Source organism: Moraxella caprae DSM 19149, from assembly GCF_000426885.1.
Taxonomy (GTDB): domain Bacteria; phylum Pseudomonadota; class Gammaproteobacteria; order Pseudomonadales; family Moraxellaceae; genus Moraxella; species Moraxella caprae.
This window is the reverse complement of record NZ_KE384583.1, coordinates 44,177-61,547: the sequence shown is the minus strand read 5'-3', so window position 1 is coordinate 61,547 and position 17,371 is coordinate 44,177. Positions and strand designations below refer to the sequence as shown.

The 17,371-nt window shown below is 44.7% G+C and carries 14 protein-coding genes; 10 read left to right on the top strand and 4 right to left on the bottom strand.

Annotated elements, in window-relative coordinates; genetic code table 11:
- Positions 1–6: 6 nt before the first annotated feature.
- The 4 genes from K941_RS0112910 to K941_RS0112895 all read left to right on the top strand — a co-directional run bounded on the left by K941_RS0112910 (position 7) and on the right by K941_RS0112895 (position 2,797).
- Positions 7–246: a hypothetical protein gene (locus tag K941_RS0112910; protein WP_029103902.1), complete on the top strand. Its 240-nt coding sequence runs from the start codon at positions 7–9 to the stop codon at positions 244–246.
- Positions 247–290: 44 nt separating this feature from the next.
- Positions 291–692 (top strand): hypothetical protein, encoded by a 402-nt coding sequence (locus K941_RS0112905; protein WP_029103901.1) that lies wholly within the window; start codon positions 291–293, stop codon positions 690–692.
- Positions 693–1,217: 525 nt separating this feature from the next.
- Positions 1,218–1,892, top strand: coding sequence for a hypothetical protein (locus tag K941_RS16065; protein WP_051226087.1), 675 nt, complete (start codon positions 1,218–1,220; stop codon positions 1,890–1,892).
- 5 nt (positions 1,893–1,897) lie between these two features.
- Positions 1,898–2,797 (top strand): histone deacetylase family protein, encoded by a 900-nt coding sequence (locus K941_RS0112895; RefSeq protein ID WP_036388484.1) that lies wholly within the window; start codon positions 1,898–1,900, stop codon positions 2,795–2,797.
- 6 nt (positions 2,798–2,803) lie between these two features.
- On the opposite strand, the gene K941_RS0112890 is transcribed toward K941_RS0112895, so the two are convergent.
- The 3 genes from K941_RS0112890 to K941_RS0112880 form a co-directional block, all read right to left on the bottom strand.
- Entirely contained in the window at positions 2,804–4,018 is a 1,215-nt protein-coding gene (locus K941_RS0112890) for a hypothetical protein (protein ID WP_147287533.1), read from the bottom strand.
- A gap of 129 nt (positions 4,019–4,147) precedes the next feature.
- Positions 4,148–4,345: a hypothetical protein gene (locus K941_RS0112885; RefSeq protein ID WP_029103898.1), complete on the bottom strand. Its 198-nt coding sequence runs from the start codon at positions 4,343–4,345 to the stop codon at positions 4,148–4,150.
- 91 nt (positions 4,346–4,436) lie between these two features.
- Complete coding sequence (locus K941_RS0112880) at positions 4,437–7,310, bottom strand: valine--tRNA ligase (protein WP_029103897.1); 2,874 nt, start codon at positions 7,308–7,310, stop codon at positions 4,437–4,439.
- Positions 7,311–7,510: 200 nt separating this feature from the next.
- On the opposite strand from K941_RS0112880, the gene lnt reads away from it, so the two are divergent.
- From lnt to K941_RS16040, 6 genes are all read left to right on the top strand, one after another.
- A complete protein-coding gene (gene lnt, locus K941_RS16060; RefSeq protein ID WP_051226094.1) occupies positions 7,511–9,142 on the top strand; it encodes an apolipoprotein N-acyltransferase in 1,632 nt (543 codons plus the stop codon).
- A 205-nt stretch (positions 9,143–9,347) separates the two neighbouring features.
- Positions 9,348–9,836, top strand: coding sequence for a flagellar basal body-associated FliL family protein (locus K941_RS17300; protein WP_115341009.1), 489 nt, complete (start codon positions 9,348–9,350; stop codon positions 9,834–9,836).
- Between the two features lie 478 nt (positions 9,837–10,314).
- Complete coding sequence (locus tag K941_RS16050) at positions 10,315–11,874, top strand: TolC family protein (protein ID WP_051226086.1); 1,560 nt, start codon at positions 10,315–10,317, stop codon at positions 11,872–11,874.
- A gap of 204 nt (positions 11,875–12,078) precedes the next feature.
- Positions 12,079–14,289 (top strand): ATP-binding cassette domain-containing protein, encoded by a 2,211-nt coding sequence (locus tag K941_RS16045; protein ID WP_084137776.1) that lies wholly within the window; start codon positions 12,079–12,081, stop codon positions 14,287–14,289.
- 11 nt (positions 14,290–14,300) lie between these two features.
- The gene (locus K941_RS0112845) at positions 14,301–15,467 is read left to right on the top strand and encodes an HlyD family type I secretion periplasmic adaptor subunit (RefSeq protein WP_051226084.1); all 1,167 of its coding nucleotides are present in this window, start codon (positions 14,301–14,303) and stop codon (positions 15,465–15,467) included.
- Positions 15,468–15,571: 104 nt separating this feature from the next.
- Complete coding sequence (locus K941_RS16040; RefSeq protein WP_051226083.1) at positions 15,572–16,231, top strand: FKBP-type peptidyl-prolyl cis-trans isomerase; 660 nt, start codon at positions 15,572–15,574, stop codon at positions 16,229–16,231.
- A gap of 34 nt (positions 16,232–16,265) precedes the next feature.
- Here K941_RS16040 and K941_RS0112835 read toward each other — a convergent pair whose 3' ends face one another.
- Positions 16,266–17,174, bottom strand: a complete 909-nt coding sequence (locus tag K941_RS0112835; protein ID WP_115341008.1) for an exodeoxyribonuclease III — start codon at positions 17,172–17,174, stop codon at positions 16,266–16,268.
- Between the last annotated feature and the right edge of the window lie 197 nt (positions 17,175–17,371).

Sequence of the window (17,371 nt, the reverse complement as noted above, 5' to 3'; positions counted from 1 at the left end):
TTTTTCATGTTATTTACCCCTATCATTGACAATACCCATGCCGTACATCATCAATATGTACGCACGTCTATCGTGGCATATTATTATGATAAACATATGACGGACGATTACTCGCCCATTGCCTTAGACCGACAGCGTATGGATAAAGCCATTCGTGCTGATAGGGTTGCTTTGCCAAAAGGGCTGGAAAAATCACAAATTCATGCGTTTTTGTTAAACCGTGCCAAACAAATTAACCATGCCTAAACAATCCTGATATAATACGCCCTGATGACAAACAGGGCTTTTTTATGACCGATATTTTACTTGGCGATGAATTTGTAAAAGAATATCCTAATTTTCCGCCCAATTTACAAAATGCGATTGTGGATTTTATTTATTTGGTTGAGCAACATGGATTTAACCATGCCGTTTTTTGTCATTATAAAGGCAAAATCAGCCCGTCTTGGAAAAATCTATCGCCAACCGACCCCAATTATACCTATACCTACACTAATCATTTGTGGCATTATCACATTGGCATACCGTCCTACCGCCTAAGCCCAACGGGGCGTTATCACACGTCTGATATGGTGCTACACTTTATTTGGCATGAAAAGCAGGACAGTATCATCATCGTGGATTGTACCGACCATTACCGTTATGATACAGCTAACAAAATTGAATTTTACTACGGAAACCGTTCGCCCTGAGCTTGTCGAAGGGTCGGTTTCCGTCATGGTTCGACAGGCTCACCACGAACGGAAACCGTGGTACTTTTTCATTTTGTAGAGTGTAAATCATTTTGGTTGCCTACACCACAGTATTTAACAGTAGACTTCCTGCAAAACCCAAAATAAGGAAAACCGTTCGTGGTGAGCTTGTCGAACCATAACGGTTTTCCGCCACCCCTCAACAAGCTCGGGGCGAACGGAAAGCCTAGTTTTGCAGGAAGTCTAGTAAGTAAATGATGATTTAAAATATGCCTTGTTAAAATCTGTCAAATCGAAAAATCCCCAAAAAACCCAAATAATGCTTTTTAATTTCCTTATTTTTTGTTATGCTAATTCTTGAAATACGCCCAAGAAATTTTAAAATTATTACAGACGCAATGATGTGTGGATGTAGGGGCGTGCCAAGCACGCTTTGTACGGTAATGTCATCAAAGGGTGTGCGGAGCCAACCCCTACAAATCCGCGGTAAATATCAATCTTTTAAAATACAACCAAGGCAATCTTATGTTTAAAAAAATCAAAAGTCTATTTAAAAAACCCAATCCCGACACGACAGCGGATAAAGTAGCGGGCAAGGCAAAAGACACCCTAAAAACCGCCAAACCCAAACAAATCCTAACCGCTCCAACCGCCAAGCCCACATCGCACCCCATAACCCGTGACATCATGGCATGGCTTGATAAACAAGACTGGAAATACGACCACCGCCCACCTGATGACGGCGGACACACACATCATCTTATCATGGGCTTTACCGACCGTGAGAACGACTGGACGTGCGTGTTTCGTATCAACGAAGACAATCAGCTTGTCTCGGCATTTGGCATATTAGACGACAGCGTGCCTGCGAGTCATTATACCGCCATGCTTATGGAGATTGCCAAGATGAACATGAACGTAAGTTTTGGCGGGATTGAGTTTGACCCCACAGACGGCGAAGTGCGTGCCAAGATTGCCTTTGACGTGGAGTTTAACCCATTAACCGACAAATCGCTCGGCTGTTATCTACAAGCCCTAGCAGGACTTACCGAAGTGGCTCGGGGTATCATGACGCTCGTGCTGGCGGACGATGAGCCAAGCCAGTTTGCAGGGGATTATGTGGACGTGGGCGATGAGATAAAGGCGGTTGTGGACGATGAAAAGCGGACGTTTTTTCTGCCCACTCACACCGCCCAATAATCTTTATGTTCTTTAAAATCGCTCATTGCCCCGAGTTTGCCCTGCCCTTGCCAGATGGACACCGTTTCCCCATGGCAAAATATGAACTTTTGCCCAAAAAACTGATTGCGGACGGCATTGCCACGCCCGAGCAGTTTTTTACCCCAAAAATGGCAAGCGTGGACGAGATTTTGACCACGCACACGGTGGAGTATTGGCACGCCCTTGATAATCTGACCTTATCGCCCAAAGACTGCCGAAAAATTGGCTTGCCAATGAGTAAGTCCCTGATAGACCGTGAACGGCTGGTGGTTGGGGCAACCATAGAATGTGCCAATTATGCCTTGACGGACGGCATTAGCCTGTCCACTTCGGGTGGGACGCACCACGCCTTTGCGGACAGTGGCGAGGGCTTTTGTATTTTAAATGACATTTGTGTGGCGAGCAATGTGCTGTTAAAAGAAGGGCTTGCCAAACGCATTTTAATCCTTGACTTAGATGTTCATCAGGGCAATGGCAATGCGTCTATCATGGCGGATAATGCCAATGTCTTTGTGATGAGTATGCACGGTGAGAAAAATTATCCCTATCATAAGCCTAAGTCGGATTTGGACATTGGTTTGGCGGACGGTGTGGGCGATGATGAGTATTTAAGTTTGTTAAAATACCATTTGCCCAAAGTGCTGGATGACTTTAACCCTGATTTTGTCTTTTATCAAGCAGGGGTGGATGTGCTGGCTGATGATAGGCTTGGGCGGATAAATCTAACAATGGATGGACTGTACGAGCGAGAACGCTATGTGGTAGAGACGATGTTTAATAGGCAAATTCCAATGGCGGTAACAATGGGTGGTGGCTATGCCCCTGATATTGATGTGATTGTGCAGGGGCATAGTGTGGTGTTTGGGGTGGTGGGGATATTTTAAGAAATGTTAAAACAACTGTTTCTTAATATCTCGAACAATGTTATCACCAGCTTTGGCATCGCTAGCTGTTTTTGCGAATGTCATTGTGTATCTATCATCCCCAATAAACCCAATAGTATTATGAGAGATTTCATTTTTTAACTCGACATTGCATTCTGATAGCACATCTCTTTGTTTCTTGTTTAACTTAGTATAACCCTTAAATTCAACTTTCAATCTATTAAAAAAGTCATCTTTTTGACTTAAAAAACCTTGATTGCAATCCAATAAGTTTTTGAAAATATGATATTTTCTTGTGCTTTTATCATCTTGGGGCAAACTATTAAAATAGTTTTGTATTGCCTCCAAAATAAAAAGTTTAATTTCATTATTATATAAATCATTTTCATTTAAATTTATAATAATAGAATTGTCCCCAACTTTGTTTTGAATGGTATTAGAATTAGAATATTCAAGTTGATAGATTCTAGAATTCAATCTATTATTTTCATCAGACAGTTTATTAACTTGTTCCTCACTTTGAGATAACATTTCAAGAAAACTATTTTCCTGCTGCTTAATTTTTTCTGAAAAACTTTCTTCCGCATTTGCTAATTCTTCAAATAATTCATTAGCCAATTTTTTATATTCAACTAACTCATCAGAACTATTTTCAAAATTTAAATTTCTAATTTCAGCCTTCAGTTTGTTTCTACGATTTTTCAAGCCTTCTAACTTTACGTCATAAGGGCTCAAATGTCTAGATTTTTTACGGATATTTGTATAATTTGTAACATAAGACAAAATACTTCTAAAAATAGCACTCGATTCCTTATCAAGTTCAGTTAATTTCGATCTGGAAAATAGTGTGTTGGAAATATTGCTGTATTTATTAATCGGGTAAATAATATTTATTGCACCATCCCAAGCACAACATTTGGTAGTACCCATAAAACTCTCAAATTCGTAAGAATTGATATTATTTTCTAAAAAATAAACCTGAGCTAACCCAAACAAATGCTCTTGTAGTTTTTCACAATCAACAAATGACAATCCACTGTCATTCATACAACTAACCAAGACTATTGGATAATCTCTATTAGGATCAAAAACTATATTTTTAAAATCATTAAAGTTATCTACATTAACATGACTTGAACCTATTGTATTTAAGTTAAAATTACAATTTTGTTGTAAAAAATTAATCAATTTAGGTCGTGTAGATTGAGGCTGAACACTCACAAGTGTGCTTTGCTCTATCGTTTCAACCTTTAATGACATAAATAAAGTATCTGTATTATTTTTAATACCAATTTCCGTTTTCCACTCTCTACCTTTTATTTCTATATCATAATGAAATAAAGAGATTGATTACTGTTTGCTATCATCATCTTTGATTGTTCTAATGAAATAATACTTACTCTCATCCGAAAAATCACTACCACTTTTTAGGTCATTGATAGATAAATCAAGTTTTGTGATACTTTTTAACCAACCTTTAATCGTTCGAAAAACTTCACTTTCACGGTCTTTGCCTATGATTTCAAAATGATTTGCATAAACTAACATAAAATTACCTCATTTAATTAAATTATATCTTTTGGAGCATTCAACTCCAAAAGAGTATATACTAGGATGATAATGGAAGTATTTTTCAAACTTACAACCCCTCAATCTCCCCCATACCCTCTTTCACCTTCCCAATCTGCCCTTCAAGCTCACTTAATTTCTCTCGTTCAGCCGAAACAACCGCAGGCGGTGCTTTGGCAACAAAACCTTCATTGGCAAGTTTATTTGCGATTTGGTCGTATTGTTTGGTAAGTTTTTCCAGTTCTTTATTGAGACGAGCCAATTCCACCGTAGGGTCAATCAAGCCTTTCATCGGCACATAAACAACCGCTTGCCCAATCACGCTAGATGATGATAACGGGGCTTTTTCATCATTGCCTAAAAATTCCAAACGCTCAACCTTAGCAAGGGCTTTAAACTGACTTTCAATGCGGGCAAGGCTTGCTCTCTCTTCGTCCGTTACGCCTTGCAGTAGCACAGGCAAACGCACGGCATTGCCCAGTTTCATCTCGCCACGAATGTTTCGCACCGCACCGATAAGGCTTTGTAGCCATGCCATATCATTTTCGGCTTGCTCGTCAATGCGTTCATCGTCCGCCACAGGGAATGGAGCGAGCATGATACTCTCGCCTGTCTGCCCAAGCATGGGGGCAAGCGTTTGCCAAATCTCTTCGGTAATAAACGGCATAATGGGGTGTGTCAAACGCAAGGCGACTTCCAGCACTGACAACAGCACACGGCGAATCTCGGCTTTACGCTCATCAGGCACGCTCTCATCGTTTAGGACAGGCTTGACAAGCTCCACATACCAGTCGCAGTATTCATTCCAAATAAAGTCATAAATAGATTGGCTTGCCAAGTCAAAACGATAGGTCTCAAACGCCAAGTTTACCGCTTGTTCGCATTTTTGTAGTCGGCTTATTATCCATTTTTCGGATAATTCCCAAAACTCGGGGCGGGGCGTGTCGCTGATTGGCTTGCCTTCTACGTTCATCAAGACAAAGCGAGTGGCGTTCCAAATTTTGTTGCAGAAGTTACGATAGCCTTCCACACGTTTTAGGTCAAAATTGATGTCTCGCCCTGTACTGGCTAGACTTGCAAAGGTAAAACGCACCGCATCTGTGCCATAGGCAAGAATACCTTCGGGGAACTCTTTGCGAGTGGCTTTTTCAATTTTAACGGCATCTTTGGGGTTCATCAGCCCCGTGGTACGTTTGGCGACCAGACTTTCTAGGTCAATACTATCAATCAAATCCAAGGGGTCAAGCACGTTGCCCTTGGATTTACTCATCTTTTGCCCTTCGCTATCACGCACCAAGCCATGTACATAGACGGTATGAAATGGCACTTGTGGCTTGCCGTCCTTGTCCTTGACAAAATGAAGCGTCATCATAATCATACGGGCAACCCAAAAGAAAATGATGTCAAAGCCTGTAACTAGGACGCTTGTGGGGTGAAAGTTTTGTAAAATGGCATTATCAAAATCTTCATCCGTTCCTTTCCAGCCAAGCGTTGAAAAAGTCCAAAGAGCTGATGAAAACCAAGTATCCAAAACATCGTCATCTTGGCGTAAAGCAATATCGCCCAGATTATATTTTTCACGCACTTCGTTTTCACTGCGACCGACATAAAAATTGCCATTATCATCATACCACGCAGGAATGCGGTGTCCCCACCACAGCTGACGGCTGATACACCAGTCTTGAATATCACGCATCCACGCCATGTACATATTGGTGTACTGCTCAGGGACGAATTTGATGTCGCCATTTTGCACCGCTTGTATGGCAGGCTCGGCAAGGGGGGCGATTTTGACGTACCATTGGTCGGTCAAAAGTGGCTCAACAATCACGCCAGAGCGGTCGCCACGAGGGGCTTTTAGGGTGTAGGGTTCAATTTTTTCAAGCCAGTTTTCGTTTTGGGCTTGCTCCACGAGTTTTTTACGAGCGACAAAACGGTCAAGTCCTGCATACTCGGCTGGTGCGGTAATGTGGTCGGAAATTTGCTCGCCCACTTTGGCAATAAAGTCAAACTCGGTCTTGACGCACGCATCTTCATCAAAAATATTGATAAGTGGCAGGTCATGACGTTTGCCAAGCTCATAGTCGTTAAAATCGTGAGCAGGGGTAATTTTGACGCACCCTGTGCCAAAGTCTTTTTCTACATAATCGTCCGCCACAATCGGCACTTCACGTCCACTAATCGGCAGGACAATGGTTTTGCCAATCAAATGGGCATACCGCTCATCATCAGGGTGTACTGCCACCGCACTGTCGCCAAGCAGGGTCTCGGGGCGTGTGGTTGCCACGACAAGGTAATTTTTACCGTCTTGGGTTGTCAAACTTTTGTCGGCAAAATAATATCTAAAATGCCACAAATTACCTTGCTCTTCCACGCTTTCCACTTCTAGGTCAGATAGGGCGGTGTGTAGTTTACAGTCCCAGTTTACCAAGCGTTTGCCACGATAAATCAACCCTTCATCATACAAACGCACAAAGACTTCTTTGACCACTTTGGACAAATCATCGTCCATGGTAAAGCGCTCACGAGACCAGTCCACAGACGAGCCTAGACGGCGGATTTGGCGAGTGATGTTGCCACCTGACTGTCCTTTCCATTCCCACACTTTTTCAATGAACTTCTCACGTCCCAAGTCATGACGGCTAATGCCCTGCAAACCTAGCTGACGCTCCACCACCATTTGCGTGGCAATCCCTGCGTGGTCGGTGCCTGGTTGCCATAGGGTGTTGTAGCCTTTCATGCGATGAAAGCGAGTCAGAGCGTCCATAATGGTGTTGTTAAAGCCGTGTCCCATATGGAGCGAGCCTGTTACGTTTGGCGGGGGAGTTGCGATAGAGAAGGATTTTGGCTTGTCAAGGGTGGGACGAAAATAGCCTTTGTCTTCCCAAGTGGTGTACCATTTTTGTTCAATGTCGGACGGGGTGTAGGTGGTGGGTAGGGTCATGAGAGTACCTTTAAATGCTTTGAATTAACTATAAAAATAAAAACCCCTAATTTTACCGTAAAATTGGGGGTTTGGGAAAGGGTATTTTTGTTTATTGGAGTAATTTTGACAGTACACTCAGATTGGATTGCAAATGAAAAGATAAGCATTTGCCCCAAAAATTTGCTAAAATAAGCGGTTATTTGCCCCAATTTTTTATCATGACTTACCAATCAAACCCTGTCACCACGCCAACCGTCGGCATCGCCAAGCGCGCCACTCGCCAAAAAATTGCCACCAAAAAACGCCTACCACTCATCATTCCTATCCTGCTGTGTCTGGGGGTGGGGGCGATGTTCTCACTGTCGCTTGCCCCGTATAAGCTATGGACGATAGCCATACTCTCGCCCATGGTGCTGTATGCTTGTTTGGTGGGTGAAGATAGGGCAGGGCGTGCGTTTTGGATAGGGCAGGCGTATGGGTTTGGGCTGTGGGTGGTGGGTGCGTTTTGGCTCTACACATCCATTCATGAGTACGGCAACATCCCGACATGGCTTGCCCTTATCATGATAGCTTTGATGGCGTTTATCATGGGGCTATTTCATGCGGTCATGGCGTGGGCGTTTGTGCGTTTTGTGGGTCGTCAGCCGTTGGCATTTGCATCGTTGTGGGTGTTACAAGAATGGGTAAAGACATGGTTACTGACTGGTTTTCCGTGGCTGTTTGTGGGTTATGCCTTTACTGATGTGGCATGGATAAGTTCACTGGCACCGATGTTTGGGGTGCTTGCCATTAGCTTTGTGGCGGTGTTGTTTGGAGCGAGTGTGGTGGAAGTCTTTCGCCAAAAACTGGGCTTTTTGCTCATCAGTGCTTTTTTGGTGCTGTTTGCCATGATGATGTGGGTCATCAGCCCCAAATGGACCACCCCTACGGGCGAGAAACTATCCATGTCCTTGATACAGGGCAACATTCCCCAAGATTTAAAATGGCTGACCGAGTACCGCTACGAGACCCTAAGAATCTATGCCGAGCTGTCAGCGAGCGAGTGGGGGCAAGATGTCGTGGTGTGGCCTGAGGCGTCCATTCCCATGTTCCAAGATGAGGCGTGGGAGTTTATCAACGAGGTGCATACGCACGCACGCATGCAGGGGGCGACGTGGGTCACGGGCATTCCCTATAAGGATGTGGAAAACTTTGACCCTGCCACACGAGAATATCCGCATTTGTATAACAGTGTGTTGGCACTGGGCGAGGACAGTGGCGGTCTGTATAAAAAACAAAATCTTGTCCCTTTTGGCGAGTACATTCCTTTTGAGGGGATGTTGAATATTTTACCTGATTTGGCAGGCATGCAAGATGTGGCCAGTTTTAGCCGTGGTGATGACAACCAAAAGCCACTACTGGTCAAAAATCAGCCCATGGGGTCGGCGGTGTGCTATGAAGTGGCATACCCTGACACCACTCGCAAAAATGCCAAAGACACCCAATTTCTCTTGACCGTCTCAAATGATGCATGGTTTGGCACAAGCGCAGGCCCTTTGCAACACCTACAAATGGTGCAAATGCGAAGCATGGAGACAGGGCGGTGGTTCGCACGAGCGACCAATACGGGGGTGACGGCTTTTATCGATGATAAGGGGCGTATCGTCAGCCAAGCGACCCCCTTTGTGCCGACCGTCCTGCGTGGGGAGGTGCCTATGATGATGGGGGTGACGCCTTTTATGCGATGGGGCAGTTACCCGATACTGCTGTTGGCGTTCATTTTGGTCGGGCTTAGCTTTATCGTCAAACGTCAAAGTCGCTATGATGCCAGTCATGAGCTGTATTATCAGGGTGAGGGTGTGCGAGATTGATGGCATAAAAATGTAAAAATTACCCATAATTTTAATGGGGGATTGTACAAAATGGTAAAAATTGGTATATAATAGGGCAAAGTTTATTTCGTTTAAAAACAAAACTCACGCATTTGATGAGTGATTTTTAAAATGTTAAAATTTTAAATAAAATCAAATGCCAAATAAATGGTTAAATCAAACCCATCAACACGACAGGTGATTTATGGCACACGCACATGATGCTTCTGAAAATAACCCAACCAAAGAAATCATTCATGCTTTGATTGGCGTGGTTCTACTTTTGGTGATTATCGGCGGTATTGCCGTTTTTGCATGGTTACGCCCAGCGGGCAATCATGAGCCTGCAACCGTCTCAGCCACACCTGCGGGCAGAGCCTTGGATGAACTTGCTCAAAAAGAGGCAAACCCGACTGATGCCCAAAAAGCACAAGCTGTGGCAGAAGCGACCGCACCGGATGCGACCGCAGATACTCCTGCCAGCCCCGCCTCAGAGCAAGAAGCAGCTGCCCAAGTAGCGGATTCAAATGGCGATGCCCAAACACCTGTCCAAGAAAAAGCGGTAGAGGATAAGCCTGTTGCCAGTGACGTGGCAACAAGCGATGCACCACATGACACAACAGCCGAAGATAAGGTTGCCGATAACACAGCAACTGCCGAAGCAGAGCCAAAAGCAGAAGAAACAACCAACTGATTGGCAGATATAAGCCCACGCCATGCTGAAGGTCAGTTTGGGGTGGGTTTTTTGTTTGTATTTGACAAGGTAATAAACTTGAATCGATGGGGTAAATCCTGCACTTTATCCAAATTTTTCAGCAATTATTTGTAAAATTTGTTATCATATGCAAAGGCGTGTTTAACTTTAACATTTGTAATAAAAAACAAGATTTAGCCATTTTTCATGCAAAAATGGATTGAAATTGTCAACTTTTACCATATCTATAAGAATGTTATCAATGGTAGGCACGCCCCAATGAATTTCCTACAAAACTCCAAATTAAAACCGTTCATGGTGAGATTGGAAAATCTAACTGTTTTCCACCACCCTTTGATAAGCTTAGAGTGAACGCAAAACTGGTTTTGCAGGCAGTTTAATATTATTCATATTCAATACGCCCCCAATATTGGCATAATCTTTGCTTATTATTAGTGATAAGTAATTGGACTTCTTGATGATTCACCATAATTTAAAAAAATGCTTGCTCTTAGGATTGGGACTGCTACCTGTGTTGGTGTCTGCCGACATTAATCCTTTGGATTTGGATGCATTACTCATCCGTGCCACTCAAACACACCCCTTGGTGAATGCAGCCAAAGCGGACGAGATGGCTGCGGTTGAAGGCATGAAAGCGGCAAAGTTGGGTCTGTTGCCCACACCGACCATTAGTGCAGGACATGATAAGGATGATGGACTGGTGAGTACCATCGCCATTCGTCAGCCACTGTGGACAGGGGGGCGACTGACAGCACAAATTAACCAAAGTATTTATGATAATAAAGCCGCTAATGCTTATGTATTTGAACAGCAAAACACCGTCGCCAAAAACACCATCGACATCTGGCGGGGCTACATCTACGCTGTTGCCTTGCAGGAGCTGTATGCTGACAGCTTGGCGCGCCTAAAAGAGTTTGAAGCGATGATGGAGCGTCGGGTGGCTCAAGGCGTGTCGGCAAAGATTGAGCTTGATTTGGTCAAAAATCGCATCTATCAAGATCAAAACTCACTGCAAAATGCCATAGAACAAGAGCGAGTTGCTGCCGCCAGACTCTCACAGCTTATCGGTGAAGAGTTGGGCGAAAAAAAATACAACATCACCATGAAGTCCCTAACAGACTATGCCAAAGCACAGTCGGTAAATTTTGAGACGCAGGTGTTTGGCAATTCAGGCAGTCATCACCCTAGCGTAGTGCGTCAATATTTTCAGGTAGAAGCTGCCAAACAAGAAGCCAAAGCTCAGGCGGCAGGGCGTTATCCTAATATCTATGCCCAATACCAACACACCTTTGAGCATGAGAATAACGAAGATGATGGCGATTTTTCGGTGGGTATGTCCTATGACCCGGGGGCGGGTTTTTCATCACTTGCCTTAACCCGTGCTGCCAATGCTCGTGCCATGAGCCTAATCCAAACCCAAGAAGCGACACGACGAACGGTTATGGAGGGTTTGCAGACTCAGTATCAAGAATTTACTTCAGCACGAGACAGGGAGCAGTCCATCAATCTTGCCATCGATGGGGCAAAATTGGTGGTGGACTCTTATGGTCGTCAGTTCATCGCAGGGCGAAAATCATGGCTTGAAGTGCTAAATGCGGTGCGTGAACACACCCAATACGAACAGCAACTCTTGGAAGTGCAAAGTCAGATGGTGGCAAGCTTTTATAAGCTACAAGTAGATTTTGGGGCGATGGATTGGCAGTCGGAGTACGGTAGTATCCATGCACCTGTCAGTGAGTTTCGACCTTATCGCACATTTTTGGCATGGCGTAAGACCAATGCTCAGCCAACACCAAAGCTAAGCACTCCAATGGCTGATGGCAGTTTTGTTAATCAGCAGGATTTATGGATAGAGCCACCTCGCTTAGCAGATGAGATGGATAACGAGATTGATGAGATTCATTCATCAGATGCCCAGATGGAGCATATTATTGATGGTGAAGGTGTGCAAATGGGCGAGCAAGTTCAGTCTGTGGATGAGTCAATACCGCCTTTGACCACTGATGACTTTAAATAAGCAAATCAATAACTCAATCTGAGCCTATAAAAAATGGTTGTATTAAACTTATCGGCTGACAAAATGATGACGGCATGTTTCAACACCGGCAGGTGCAAGTCTATTTTAAGCCAAATGGTGTCGTAATTAAGTTTTTTACCCATATTTACAAATTATATTTATCAAATATTGTCATGCCAAAGTGTGACAAGCCAAGGATAACTGATGTCGTTAAACCAAACCACTGACCACCCAGACAACCAACAACTGCCAAAACAATACACCAGTAATAATGCCTTGGGCATTGCGGTGTTTGAACTTTTAAAAGACGTGGGCGTGACCGTGGATAAAAATCGTCTGGACACCGCACTTGGTCGTGTGTCAGACCTTGATGATCATGAAGAGCGATTGACCCATTTGCTTGGCATCTTGGGCATCCTCGATGAGCCAGATGTCATGGATGAGCCAGATGCTGCTTACATGCCCCTGTTTGCTCATCACCAAAAGTTAGGCTATGGTCGCATTGTACAAAAATACGGTCTAAGCTGGCTGTTTGAGAGTGCCGAAGGGCGAGTGAGTTGTCAGAGTTCGGACTTGGATTTTGTGGCAAAAATTAGGGTGTCTGACAGGTTGGTTAGTGAAAAAAAGGTCAGCTTTCACGACCTGCTTATGGAGAACCTTAAAGGACACAAGCGTGTGGTGGTGGAGGCGGTTGTGGCATCTCTCATCATTAACCTGCTTGCCCTTGCTGTCTCATTATTTTCCATGCAGGTCTATGACCGCGTTATCCCGACAAACAGCAAATACACGCTCATCATTCTAGCGTCAGGTGTGGCAATCATGATTTTATTTGAGGCAGCGATGAAATTTGCTCGCTCAAAAGTCATGGATAAGATGGTCATTGGTGTTGATGAGAGGCTCTCTCGCAGTATCTTTGAGCGACTGCTTGCGGTGCGTGTGGATAAAATGCCAGGTTCGGTAGGTTCGCTGGCGGCACAGCTTCGTGGTTATGAGCAGGTGCGTTCATTCTTTACGGCAAGTACGCTCTTTACGCTTGTCGATATCCCGATGAGTATTTTGTTCATCATTTTGATTGCGGTCATCGGCTCGCCCATTGTTGCTGTCATTCCACTTGTCGCTGCAGTAATTGGCATCATGTTGGGTTTATCTAGCCGTAAAAAGATTGACAAAATCTCTGCTGAAAATGCCACCGCATCCTATCTAAAAACGGGGATTTTGGTGGAGACGGTCGAGGGCGTGGAGACCATCAAGGCAGGTTCGGGTAACTGGAAGTTTTTGTCCAAATGGCTAGATGTAACAGGCGATACCATTGATAATGACCTAAAAATGCGTCACGCCAATGACAATCTAAATTATAGCGTACAAATGCTCCAACAAATCAGTTATGTGGGGATTGTCATCACGGGGGCATTTGTGGTGATGTCGCAAGCCATGACCATCGGTGGCTTGATTGCTTGTACTATTTTGGGCGGACGTATTTTGGCTCCCATTATGAATGCCCCGAACCTATTGGTGCAATATTCGCACGCCAAAGCCGCCAAAGCTAACATTGAGCGACTCTTTGAGCTAGAGCAAGACAATAACGACGTCGCTCACCCACTTGCCCCATCTCGCATTCATGGCTGGTATCAGTGCCATAACATGACTTTTAGCTATGCGGGCAATGAGCGAAATGCCCTAAATATTGAGCATTTGGACATTAAGGCAGGCGAGCGGGTGGCGATATTGGGCTCTATCGGCTCTGGCAAATCCACTTTGCTAAAAATCCTATCAGGTCTGTATATGCCCACAGGCGGTCATGTATTATTAGATGGTCTAGACATCAGTCACATCAGTCGTGAATCTATGAGCGAACAGGTGGGCTATCTACAACAAGACCATCGTCTGTTCCAAGGGACGCTTCGCGAGAATTTGCTCATTGGCATGCCTGCTCCGCCTGATGATGTCATCAGGCAAGAGCTACATCGCACGGGGCTTATCCGCTTGGTGTCAGGGCATTCTAGCGGTCTAGATTTGCCCATTAGCGAAGGTGGCAAGGGTCTGTCAGGCGGGCAAAAACAACTGGTTGCTTTCACCCGCTTAGTGCTGACCAAGCCATCGGTGTGGCTACTTGATGAACCAACGGCATCCATGGATAACATGCAAGAGAATCAATGCTTGCAAGTGCTTACCCAAGAACTCCAAGACCCCACCAAGACACTTATTGTCTCAACTCATAAAATGGGACTCTTGGCATTGGTGAATCGCATCATCATCATGGCAGATGGTAAAGTGGTCATGGATGGACCTAAGCAGGCGGTGCTATCACGACTTATCCAAAATGAGCAAAATGCCAAAGATGCCATGAAAAAAGTAGAGCAGACTAGTGCCACACAAAATATCGGCATCAACCCTAATACACCCAAGCAACCATAAAGGGAGATACTGTGAGTCAAAAAAACTATCAAAAAGCCAAATCACGCAGTAAGCCCAGTGCGATTATTTGGGTGGCACTGGTGACCATCATTGTGCTTATTACATGGGCATCATTTGCTAAAATCGACCAAGTGACCAGAGCTCAGGCGACTGTCATCGCATCTGACCGCACCCAAGAGATTCAGGCGGCGGACAATGGTATTTTGTCAGAACTGCTGGTCAAAGAGGGCGATGATGTCAAAAAAGGCGACCTATTGGCGATATTAGAAGAAGAGCGTGCTAAGGCGGCATTGGATAACTCAGCAACCAAAGCGGCAGCCCTGCGTGCGAGAGTGGCACGTTTGGAGGCGGAGATTTTTGACCGCCCACTAAATTTCCCAGAAGAAGTGCAAAAGTACACCGAGTACGTCCAAAACCAAACCGAGCTATACAACCGTCGCCGCCAAGCCATCACCCAAGATGTGGCGTCATTACAAAAAATGCTTGACCTTGCCAAGCGAGAGCTTGCCATGAACGAACCGCTATTGGCTCATGGCGACGTCAGTCAGGCGGACGTGATCAGACTTCGCCGTCAAGTGGCAGACATCGAGGCGCAGATTACCAACAAACGCAATAAATACTTTGAAGATGCCCAAACCGAGCTTACCAAAGCCCAAGAAGAGCTAGAATCTGAGAGCGAACAGCTCAGAGACCGCACGCAAGTATTAGAAGAAAAACGGCTATTTGCTCCTGTGGATGGCAAGGTGAATAACATCGCTGTTACGACCATTGGCGGGGTGGTGCGACCGGGCGATACGATCATGCAACTGCTTCCGACCAGTAGTGATTTGATTGTGGAGGCAAAGGTTCAGCCTGTGGACATCGCCTATGTCAAAGAAGGTCAGACCGCCAGTGTCAAACTGGACGCTTATGATTATTCTATCTTTGGGGCGATGAATGGCGAGGTCATCTACATCAGCCCAGACACGCTCATGGAGAAAACCCCGCAAGGAGATAAGCCCTATTATCGGGTGCAGATTCGTATTGCAGGGGCTCAGGTGGCGGCTCGTGAAGATGAGATTGTCATCAAGCCGGGTATGACCGCCAGTGTAGACATCAAGGCAATGGAGCGGACGGTATTATCCTATCTGACCAAACCGATTACCAAGACATTGTCCGAGGGTCTGGGCGAGCGATGATAAAAAAGCGTGAATGTGCAAAGAGTTAAAATGGCGGTTTATCAACAATAAACCCCAAACTCTGTTTATAAAAAGCCAATCAAATCCATATGTTAGGAGGTGACATGAAATATAAAATTTTAGCCTTAGCATTATGTTTGTTTGCCAGCCCAAGTTATGCCAAACCTATGGACGGCGAAATCTATACCTACCGAGCGGTTTATGAATATTTAAAAGACATCGCCACGTCAGATGAGCTAAAAAATTATCCTGACGCAATCAAGCAAGCAGTAGAAGATGCTTTGGCAGGCAATCCAAGCCGTTATTCTGATGAAGAATTTTTGCTGGCAATGGCAAATATTGAACAGCAAAGACAGCATGAACGGATTGAAAAAATTGCAGAAAATCGCACCAAAGGCACGCAATTTTTAGCCGAAAACGCCAAAAAGTCAGGCATCATCACCACAAAATCAGGCTTACAATACAAAATCATCAAACAAGGCACAGGCAAAAAACCAAAGCCAAATTCGCAGGTTGCACTCCACTATCAAGGGTGGACGATAGACGGCAAAGAGTTTGATAGTTCTTATGGTCGCCCTCCATTTGAGGCACGGATTGGCAAAGATTTAATTCAAGGATTTAATGAAGGTTTACAATATATTGGAGCAGGTGGCGAAATTGAGCTGTATATCCCTGACCATTTGGCGTATGCAGAAATGGGGACGCCATTGTTTGAGGGTGGGGAGACTTTGATTTTTAAAATCAAATTATTGGAAGTAAAATAAGGGCGAAAAAATCGCCCAACTTTTTAACCCAATATCAACCAATCACATAATCAATCACCACAGGGGCGTGGTCAGAATACCATTCATCACGATAAACCCACGCCCCTACTGTGCGAGCCTTCCAGTCGGGCGAGCAAGCGTGATAATCTATCCGCCAGCCGACATTCTTGGCACGAGCCTGCCCACGATTGCTCCACCACGAATAAATGTCGCTGTCAAACCGCACCAGCCGAAACGTATCCACATAACCCAAATCATCATAAATATGGTCAAGCCACGCCCGCTCGTGGGGCAGACAGCCAGACGCTTTTTGGTTGCCCGACCAGTTTTTGATGTCAATGCGTTTATGCACAATGTTATAATCACCGCAGACGATGATGGATTTGTTCTCGTCTCGCCAGCGTTTTAAAATGGCTTTATATTTTTCCAAAAACTCATCTTTACGAGCCTGAGCGTCATCGCCTGACGAGCCAGACGGCAAATACAAAGACGCAATGTGTATAGGCGTATCTAGTCCCCATTCACTTAGGTCAAACTGCCCACAGGTAAACCGCCCTTGCGTGTCGGCAATGTCAAAGCCCAGCCCGTCCGTTGGGACAAAGGGCAATTTACTATAAATCGCCACCCCTGCATATCCCGCTCGCTCGGCAGGGAATAGATGAGTATGATAACCCACAGGCTTAAATTTATCCGTCCATTGTTCATGGGTTATCCGTGTTTCCTGCATACATATCACGTCTGCGTCTGAGTTGATGATAAAGTCAAATAAGCCCTTTTTCTCGGACGCTCTTAGTCCATTGACATTGATAGATACCACCCTTAGGATACGCTTGTCGCCATGTTTGGCAAGGTGGGCGGATTTTGGCGGTATGATGTCGTTGGGCTTGGGGTTTAGGGCGGTTGGAGCTTGTGGGTTGGGGTGTAATGGGTTGATGTCGGTCATGGTGTCGTTTATTTAAAAGATTTGCAAAAGGCAAATTTTACCACAAAATGTCATGAATATTTGTGTAAATCGTGATTGATAAGGGCGTATTGAATATTGATAACATTTATTTGTATTTTATAAAAATTTATCACGCCCAAGCCAAACAAAAACCACCCAAATTGATGAGTGGTTTTTGATGATTTGTAAGCCAATAA

Excerpts from the sequence above, each read along its gene's own strand:
- K941_RS0112910 (WP_029103902.1), top strand. The coding sequence starts at position 7 with ATGTTATTTACCCCTATCATTGACAATACCCATGCCGTACATCATCAA.
- K941_RS0112905 (WP_029103901.1), top strand. The coding sequence starts at position 291 with ATGACCGATATTTTACTTGGCGATGAATTTGTAAAAGAATATCCTAAT.
- K941_RS16065 (WP_051226087.1), top strand. The coding sequence starts at position 1,218 with ATGTTTAAAAAAATCAAAAGTCTATTTAAAAAACCCAATCCCGACACG.
- K941_RS0112895 (WP_036388484.1), top strand. The coding sequence starts at position 1,898 with ATGTTCTTTAAAATCGCTCATTGCCCCGAGTTTGCCCTGCCCTTGCCA.
- K941_RS0112885 (WP_029103898.1), bottom strand. The coding sequence starts at position 4,345 with ATGTTAGTTTATGCAAATCATTTTGAAATCATAGGCAAAGACCGTGAA.
- K941_RS0112880 (WP_029103897.1), bottom strand. The coding sequence starts at position 7,310 with ATGACCCTACCCACCACCTACACCCCGTCCGACATTGAACAAAAATGG.
- lnt (WP_051226094.1), top strand. The coding sequence starts at position 7,511 with ATGACTTACCAATCAAACCCTGTCACCACGCCAACCGTCGGCATCGCC.
- K941_RS17300 (WP_115341009.1), top strand. The coding sequence starts at position 9,348 with ATGGCACACGCACATGATGCTTCTGAAAATAACCCAACCAAAGAAATC.
- K941_RS16050 (WP_051226086.1), top strand. The coding sequence starts at position 10,315 with ATGATTCACCATAATTTAAAAAAATGCTTGCTCTTAGGATTGGGACTG.
- K941_RS16045 (WP_084137776.1), top strand. The coding sequence starts at position 12,079 with ATGTCGTTAAACCAAACCACTGACCACCCAGACAACCAACAACTGCCA.
- K941_RS16040 (WP_051226083.1), top strand. The coding sequence starts at position 15,572 with ATGAAATATAAAATTTTAGCCTTAGCATTATGTTTGTTTGCCAGCCCA.
- K941_RS0112835 (WP_115341008.1), bottom strand. The coding sequence starts at position 17,174 with ATGACCGACATCAACCCATTACACCCCAACCCACAAGCTCCAACCGCC.